The sequence below is a fragment of the Flavobacterium sp. CSZ genome (genome assembly GCF_015350725.1).
GTDB lineage: Bacteria > Bacteroidota > Bacteroidia > Flavobacteriales > Flavobacteriaceae > Flavobacterium.
The window spans coordinates 283,339-289,935 of sequence record NZ_JADKPQ010000006.1; the positions used below are offsets into that span (position 1 = coordinate 283,339).

Genomic DNA, 6,597 nt, shown 5'->3' on the forward strand with positions numbered 1-6,597 from the left:
TAAACACTAGGCTTTGCGACTCTTTTTTTGTATTTATTTCTTCTAAAAACAAATGCATTTGCTTTTACAAATACTTTTTATTTTTTAAAGGGCTTTTTTCGTTATGAAGTAAATCATCTGCAATCTGAATCATTCCGCTGTTGTTTGGTCCTCCCCAAAGTGCTCTTCCAAAAATGTAACTAATGGTGTATTCCTGCCATGTGCTACAATATTTTTTTAGATCTGTAAATGATTTTCTTAGATACTCTTTCATTTCTGATTCTGAAAGATAACCCGCCTCATAACAGCAACGTGATAAAAATGCTCCCCTTCCATAATTCCAGGCAGCATCTTTTATTCTTTTTATTTGGGCAAAATCTTCAATGACATTTTCTTCTATAAGCTCAGGTACGACATTATTTAGATTTCGATAAATATCTAAGTAGCCTCTAAAAATTTCCTCTTCAGCAGGAAGATTTGATTTTAAGATCGTAACGTAATTGCTTTTATTTTCGAAAGCATCATAAACGAAATTTATGTATTTATCCTCGTTTCTATTTTGCAAATCCAAAAGTATTTCGATTGCAGTTTCTTTATCAAAAACGCTCCAATACTCTTCTAAAAGCTTTTTTATTGTGGCTTTACTGAGTCCGGTTTCATACGAATTCAGATAGGCAGATTGTTGTTCTGCATACATCGAACTTACTAATAAATAGTCTAACGGCTGACCAACTACTACATTTTTATCGTTTAATCGAATGCTTTTAAATGCATTGAAAATTTTTGAAAATACGCTCATTTGCCCTTATGCTACTTGTAGATTTGGAAACTTATTTTGCAATACTTTTACAAAGTTCTCTCCTACTACCTGATATTTTGCTCTTGTTAGTAATTGTTTGTTCAAGTTTAAAATATCTGTTGGATCCGGTACATAGTGTAATCTGTCGTGAATTTCAAGTGCCAAAGGATTACCATCTATATTAAATGTAATAATATGTGTTTTTGGTAAATACTCCTCAGATGATTTGGAGTACAATCCTAATTGTGATTTTAAAATACCACCATATTCGAGTTGCGCCTCTTCGATACGGAAATTATCAAACACAACGTGCTCGTCTAATTCTCCAACAGCATCAGTGCTAAAAAAATGCAAATCATTACCGCTCAAAACCCAGAAACATTCGGTTTCGACACGTTGAAGCTTTACACCTACAGCAGAAAGGGCAACATTTTTAATTCCGTCAGTTACAACTTCCTGAACTTTATTGGCCTTGGTCTGAGGAACAGATCCAGAGGTGTACGCATCTATTGATTTTCCTTTCATCCATTGTTTTAATTGCGAAAAATCTTGTTTTAAAACTTCTTCTTTATGAAGATCGTATTTGGTTCTTTCAAGATCTAAGTCAATTTCTGTTTTTGCGGCTGCATGTTTTTTATTCATGATTACCATAAAAATGATACCGGCAATTACTAATACAACGGGAATTAAAAAAAGTGGATTCATAATCTAATTATTTATTAAAGGTTAATTGGTTTCACGTCTTTCTTTTTGTCTTTTCCAAAAAGCCCATACAGAATTAAACATACCAGTGAAAACAGAATTATTTTTCCGCCATATTGCGTATAAAATCCTAATTTCAGTAATTGATCTTTGTCTAATTTATTGGTACTGATTATTTTTTCAAGCTCTTTGTTCGAGAGTTCGTAGTATCTGTCAGAATCCGCTTTTGCTAATACCAACTTCGGCTCCTGGGTGATCCAAACCGGTATCCATGCGATACTATATTGCTGATGTAATCGGGCAAGATCTAAATGTGTATTTGATTCTTCTTTTGAGAGGTATTCGTCTGTATTGGGTAAATCTGAAACAATCTCTAATTTGTCAATTTTACCAATTGGTATTCTTGCTTTAGCTAAAGTCAAATTGTAAGAGCAGAAAGTAATAATCGTTGTTAAGAAAAGTTTCTTGATGTAGGTCATAATTTTATCGCCTCAGTTTAATTTTGGTTTATTTTGGATTACTATTTAATGGATAACACAAAAAAAGTGATGTGTTAATACACCCAAAAAAGCCATTTACTGAAAGCTTCTTTAACAATTTTGTTCAAATATATTTAATTTTTCTTACAACAGACAATAAAAAAATTAGATTTTGCATTTTAATAAAACACAAAATCTAATTTCCAAAATATTTATACTGATGTGCTTTAAATGTTAAAATTATCGTTTAAAAAAATGAATAACATTAAAAATCACGTTTTAATTATCTTTAAATTTAACCAGTACAATATTGGGTTTTGGCGCAGTTTTCATGCCCGCTCCCATATAAAAACTAGTATGTGGCGGCTGATTGTATCCCACATTTTGCCATGCAACACTTAGTCTGTATTGCGGATCGTGCATGAGTGTATATTGCCTTATTTCAGTTGGAATTGTAGTGGAATAAATCCTTAATTGGGTATTATCTTCAGATCTCAGGATTAGTTCTTCGCGCCAGTCTCCCAGAATATCTGCAGAAAGCGCCGGTGTTGATTTTGTGCCATTATTTGATACGGCTCCACTTGCGGTAAATAATCTCCCTGCATTGTATTTATCAATGTAATTAGAATTTAAAAGTTCTCTTGAAGTATCTGCGTCCCAATAAATTAAAAAATTGATAGAACCTGGCGCTTTTCCTATTTCGTTTCCTTTCATATCATGCAAATAAGGAGAGCCTGACCACCAGCATTGTACGCCTTTTCGGGTTGGATCGATATTATCAGCAACTCCGCGACCTACATCTTCGTTGATAGAACTGGTAAACAAAACTTTGCCGTCAGCGGCAGAAAACAATGTTACACCCGGGCCTGTAGTTCCATTTTCTATTTCATGAATTCCAAAAACTTCTAAGCCAGGAACATCAAGATCAAGATCTGAAACATGCAGAGCATCTCCATGTCTAAAACCTGTGGTATACAAACCTTTTCCGTCATCATCCACGCACATTGAGCCGTAGATGATTTCGTCTTTTCCGTCGTTATCCACATCCGCAACCGTTAGACCATGATTTCCCATTCCCGAATATGGATTCTCGGCATCTTTACTATCAAAAACCCATCTCGAGGTCAGTTTCTTATCTTTAAAATCCCAGGCTGCCAAAACGGTTCTTCCGTAATAACCACGGCACATTACCACACTTGGATGAACACCATCCAAATAAGCAATACAAGCCGTAAAACGATCAATTCTGTTTCCTTTAGTATCATTTCCTCCGCTGCCGCCATGTCCGCCCCAACCGGCAAGATCACCGCGCTCGGGAATATAATCTGTAGTAGTAATTAGTTTTCCTGTTCTTCCCTCAAAAACCGAAAGGTATTCAGGACCTTTTAGAATTTTTCCTAAAATAGGAGAATTCGGGTCTCTCTCCACCCAGTCTTTTGAAGCATCACCCACAACATTATTCTCACTGTCTGTTGTACCATCGGCTGTTTTACAGACAAATTCCGATATGCCGTCACCGTCTAAATCGTACACCATAAATTGTGTATAATGAGCCCCTTCGCGAATGTTTTTTCCTAAGTTTATTTGCCATAAAAATTTACCATCTAAAGTGTAAGCCTGGAATATAGGCGGATCAGTAATTCCCGTATGTGAGTTATCATGCGCCTTTCCAGTCATGTGTACAATCAGATCGTATCTTCCGTCTCCGTCTAAATCGCCAACCGAAAGATCATTGGGTATATATCCTTCAACTGGTTTTAATTTTATTGATAAATAGTCTTTGTCGGGACTTTGGGCGGGAATGGTAAAACTTCCTTTTGCATCGGTTTCTTTCCCTTTAAGAACTGTTTTTACAAACCAGGTATTTTCCTGCTGACTACTGGCTTTGGTGTCTACAAAATTGGTTGCGCCCAAAATGGGTTTTTCGTTTAATTTGATGGCTTTCTTAGTACCACTTTTTCGGTATAAATTAAAAGCCAAATTATCTGAGTCTGTTCCTAAAACCCGCCATCCAATAAAAAAATGACCTTTGTCTTTTATTGCAATTACACCACGATCTAAATCTTCCATTTGCCTTTGAGCGAATGAAACTAAGCTTGATAAAAGAAATAATAGTAAAATTTTATGCTTCATGATTGGTGTTTTTTATAGTTAGTTATTGGCCACTGATTGAACGGGTTTTAGCTGGTTTTCACGGATTTTTTTTATTTGTCGCAAAGTTTTTAAAATCAAATTTGTCATTTCATACAAACTAGACGAAAATATTGTTATGAAAACGAATGCCCTAGCCCAGATAGAAGTGGAAATCCTTTTGTGGCGGGTTTCGCCACAAAGGATTGCAACGGATAGCGGGATTAGCTCCTGAAAAAAAATATTTTTATCATAGAAATCGAAATGCCAAATTAAACCATAATAAAAACTTAGCAACTCAGAGTCTTAGCAACTTAGTAACTCTAAAAAAATTAAAACATCTTTTTAAATCCTTCACTTTGTATTTTCCAGGTTCCGTCTTTTGGAAAACCCGGATTTTGTTCTGTGCTTCCGTCCCAACCGGCGCACATCATGGCCACAGCGGTTAACAATCCTCCGTTTCCGGGAAGGTAAAGCGTTAATCTTTCTGCCTGATAATTGTGTCCGTTTTTTAAATACGTATTTGTCGTTACATTCATAAACAAGGCATCAACTGCTTTTTCGGGCATTTGCAAACGTGCTGCCGACATGGCTGTCATTGGAAAATCCCATCCCCAGGTTTTATCCCATGTCCATGTTTTCCAAACCAGATCAAAAGTATTTTTCATGATTTTTTTATCTAAAAGCGACGTTTCTGGCAGCATCCCAAAAGTTCCTAATACCGATGGATGATCGGTTTTGAATTCCGGATTGATATAGGAATCTTTGGCGCTTTCTGTTGCCAGATATACCTGATCTGCAACTGGTAAGGGAGATAATTTAGCCAAAACATTTTCCCATTTTTCAGGTACTGGTTGGTTTAGTTTTTTCTTCCAGGCAATAGCTGTTTTCAAAGCCCAGTTCCAATAGGCTAATTCATAAGTTGGGTTGAAAGTTTCCATTGCTTTAAAACGTTCCTGAGCCGGAATAACACCTGGTCCTAAAACATAACGATCTGTTTTACTGTCGTAGTTGGCAAACGAAGCCATGAAATCAGCCGTTGCAAAAACACGTTCGCTATATAAATTTAAAGTTGCTCTGGTGGGTTTGGCGCGGTAAATCAATTCAGCATAAGTGATAAAATGAGGCTGCTGCCAAATTAAAAATGAGCCTACAGAAGAAGGACTTTCGTTCCCATCAGCATCTACCATTTTTTGCCATCTGGCGCCTTCGAAACCTTGTCTTTTGGCAATGTTTTTGGCTTTATCAAAAACTTTCTGGTACCACGGCAAACTTTTCTCTAACAATTCTGGTCGGTTCCATAGTGCAAAGTGAACACCATGCCACCAATGCATCTCTAAATGCGGTTTTCCGTACCAACTGTTGTAAGTTAAACCCGTTTCCTGAGGCGGCACTTTTCCTGTACATTGTACTTTGGTCAAATATTGCGAAAGGATTACTCTTCGTTCCAATTCTTTGGCACGCGGATCTGTACTGCCTGAAAAATCTACAGCAGCGCCACTTTTCCAGAATTGCTCCCAACCTTTTATACTGCTGTTTTGAATCTCTGCGAAAGAAGAATTGGATATTTTTTTATCTGCTAAAGCAAAAAGACAGCTTAATTCTAAAGTATTGGTATTAGATGCTTCGAGCACAAAATAATGATCAGCAGTTTTTTTAATCTGTGCATTTCCTTTCCAGTTCAAATTCACATTATAAGAGATGCTATCCATTACATGGGTTACAACGGCTTCTGTTTTCGATTTTTCTACAAGATTACTTTTATAATCCTGCTTGCCTTCATATTTTGTTCCCATATCTGCCCAATCTCCTGTTGGAAACGGAATTCTCAGACTAATTTTCAAACGTTTTTGCTGTAATAAATCTGATTTTACTTTTACACCAATGGCATCTTTTTGCTGATGCGAAGCCGTTAGAACGGTAACCGGAATACCTTCTACTTCAAAATAACTTTCGATTTCTCCTGTCCATAAATTCAGTTTTTGGACAATCGATTTAATGTCTTCGGGTTTTGCCGGACTTCCATCTTTCTTGGTAATCTCAAAACCTAAATTTCCCAATTGCAATAAATGCGGATTCTGACGAAACCAATTCACCGCTTCGACTTTTCTGGCTGGTTCCTTGATCTGAACCGTATATGAAATATCGCTTCCATACTGCTTGTAATCTCTCAGAGTTTCTGAGAATTTATAATTATTGGCGTTTTTATAACTGTCCCAACCCCATTCTGATTGTGTTCCTAAAGGGATTCCGTTTTGATATTTTTTAGGAAAAGTCTGCAAACCGGTAGCATCAACGGTAAAAGCAAAAGCACCATTACCAACTGTGAGCGAGGCTAAAGTATCGATAGCCGTAATTTGTACATTATGTCTTGTTACTAATGCTTTTCGATCTATTTTTTGTTGAGCCGATAATGAAATCGAGATTAATGATATAATTATTAATAGATGTTTTTTCATATAGTTAAATAGTTTATGATGGTTTCAGGTTTCAGGTTTCAGGTTTCAG

General features: G+C 36.3%; 5 protein-coding genes. All 5 read right to left on the reverse strand.

Going from position 1 to position 6,597, the window contains the following annotated elements; all coding sequences use genetic code 11:
- Window positions 1-64 precede the first annotated feature (64 nt).
- The gene (locus tag IRZ78_RS09365; protein WP_194616271.1) at window positions 65-778 is read right to left on the reverse strand and encodes a DUF1266 domain-containing protein; all 714 of its coding nucleotides are present in this window, start codon (window positions 776-778) and stop codon (window positions 65-67) included.
- A 6-nt stretch (window positions 779-784) separates the two neighbouring features.
- Window positions 785-1,483, reverse strand: a complete 699-nt coding sequence (locus tag IRZ78_RS09370) for a hypothetical protein (RefSeq protein WP_194616272.1) — start codon at window positions 1,481-1,483, stop codon at window positions 785-787.
- A gap of 14 nt (window positions 1,484-1,497) precedes the next feature.
- Window positions 1,498-1,959 carry a hypothetical protein gene (locus tag IRZ78_RS09375; protein WP_194616273.1) on the reverse strand — a complete coding sequence of 154 codons (462 nt, stop codon included), beginning with the start codon at window positions 1,957-1,959 and terminating at the stop codon, window positions 1,498-1,500.
- A gap of 279 nt (window positions 1,960-2,238) precedes the next feature.
- The gene (locus IRZ78_RS09380) at window positions 2,239-4,092 is read right to left on the reverse strand and encodes a rhamnogalacturonan lyase (RefSeq protein WP_194616274.1); all 1,854 of its coding nucleotides are present in this window, start codon (window positions 4,090-4,092) and stop codon (window positions 2,239-2,241) included.
- 329 nt (window positions 4,093-4,421) lie between these two features.
- Window positions 4,422-6,548 (reverse strand): hypothetical protein, encoded by a 2,127-nt coding sequence (locus IRZ78_RS09385; protein WP_194616275.1) that lies wholly within the window; start codon window positions 6,546-6,548, stop codon window positions 4,422-4,424.
- Between the last annotated feature and the right edge of the window lie 49 nt (window positions 6,549-6,597).